This is a genomic window from Parabacteroides sp. merdae-related_45_40, assembly GCF_001915675.1.
Genome location: NZ_MNQY01000126.1, coordinates 35,801 through 37,407 on the forward strand (window position 1 = coordinate 35,801; position 1,607 = coordinate 37,407).

At 45.3% G+C, this 1,607-nt stretch carries 1 protein-coding gene; it reads left to right on the forward strand.

The features are described from left to right. Positions 1-366 precede the first annotated feature (366 nt). The coding region (locus BHV83_RS17535; RefSeq protein WP_286757824.1) for a C1 family peptidase at positions 367-1,607 on the forward strand (1,241 nt) is incomplete at its 3' end.

The window sequence follows — 1,607 nt, forward strand, 5'->3', positions numbered from 1 at the left end:
CACACCTCCGTATCGCATTGCCCACAAAACATCCGACCCACTTTCAAAGGCGCGTCACAAGCCGGGCACTGCAAGGGGAGTCTTCTTTTGATCTCGTTATTCATAGATTTCTTTCTTATTCTTGTTTATACTTGACTAAAAGATTACTTTACAACAAAAGTATTCAATAATTTATAAACATGCAAGAAATAATAAATATTATTCATTACAATATAAATATTATTCAAATACATATACAATTATATCATTCATCCTCGTTCCAACATGAACCAGGCAAGGAAGCTAAATGAGCCACCGAGTAACCTCCATATAAAGAAATTAAACTACTTTTGTGACAAAACACTTAAAAACTAAACAAATTATATCATGAGAAAAAACAATCTGTGGATAACAGCCCTTGCATTCGGGCTATCGTTATCGGCTTACGGGCAGGAAGGCGGTATCTCGTCCGGAATGTTGCAGGAAATCAAACAAGCTTACAAAGGAACGCCGGCCGACAAAGCCATTCACAATGCAATCGCGGGCAACGACATCAACAAACTGGCAGTCAACAATGACAGCAAAAACAATTTCGACACCTACTTTTCAAACAAAGTGAACAGTAAAGGGATCACGAACCAGAAATCCTCCGGCCGTTGCTGGTTGTTTACAGGATTGAATGTTATTCGTGCGCAGGTCATCGCCAAGTATAACCTCCCGGAATTCGAACTCTCGCAGAACTACAACTTCTTCTGGGACCAGCTTGAAAAAGCAAACCTTTTCCTGCAAGGAATCATTGATACACGGGAAAAGCCGATCGACGACAAAATGGTGGAATGGCTGTTCAAGAATCCGATCGGAGACGGCGGACAATTCACCGGTATCTCCGACAACCTGATGAAATACGGCATCGTTCCTTCCGGTGTCATGGTCGAAACCTATAGCAGCGACAATACCAGCCGTATGTCCAACCTGATCGGACTGAAATTGAAAGAATACGGATTGGAACTACGCGACGCAAAAGGCTCGAAACCGGAAGCGCTGGCAAAACGCAAAACCGAGATGCTGGGCGAAATCTACCGTATGCTGGTCCTCAACCTCGGAGAACCTCCTACGAAATTCACCTGGACACGCAAAGACGCAAGCGGCAAACCGGTCGAGACAAAAGAATACACCCCGCAATCATTCTATCAAGAATTCGTGGGCGAAGATTTGAAGAACAACTATGTCATGCTGATGAACGATCCGAGCCGAGACTTCTATAAACTATATGAGATCGACTTTGACCGCCATGCCTATGACGGCAAGAACTGGACATACGTCAACCTTCCGATAGAAGATATCAAAGAGATGGCGATCGCCTCCATCAAGGACAGCACCATGATGTATTTCTCCTGCGACGTGGGCAAATTCTTCGACCGCAACCGCGGAGTGCTCGATGTCAACTATTATGACTACGGCTCGTTGATGGGCACGACTTTCGGTATGGACAAGAAACAACGCATCCAGACATTCGCCAGCGGCTCTTCCCATGCCATGACACTGATGGCGGTAGATTTGGATGCCAACGGCCAACCTAAAAAGTGGATGGTGGAAAACAGTTGGGGACCGGGTGCCAACAACGGCCA